Raw genomic sequence first — 403 nt, forward strand, 5'->3', positions numbered from 1 at the left:
TTTTTATGCTATTTTTTATGCTATCAAAGGAGCTAACTGCAGCATCATCTATCCCCATAATCCTTTCAACCCTTATTGAAGGCGAGAGTTATGGCTATGAGATCATCAAAAAAATAAAAGAGGCCTCAAACGGAAAGGTCCTATATTCCGATGGAACCCTATATCCGGTACTGAGAAAGCTGGAGGACAAAGAGCTCATCCGATCGGAATGGCGGATTGCCGAAAATCAAAAGAGACGACGGTATTATACCATTACAGATAAAGGAATAACACAGCTGAAGGAAGAAAAACTGAGCTGGGAATTTATGAACGGACTTTTAAATACATTATGGGCACCACTTCCGCTTACCTCAGTTTAAAGATTGCTGAATGGCAATCAAATCTTATCAAGACATCACTTACC

At 39.7% G+C, this 403-nt stretch carries 1 protein-coding gene; it reads left to right on the plus strand.

Features of this window, described 5'->3' with window-relative positions; translation table 11 throughout:
• Positions 1–359: PadR family transcriptional regulator (locus AC1DND_RS29550; protein WP_477586614.1), on the plus strand; the 359-nt coding region annotated here is incomplete at its 5' end.
• Positions 360–403 lie beyond the last annotated feature (44 nt).

It is taken from the genome of Pedobacter sp. 01N416 (assembly GCF_056399685.1).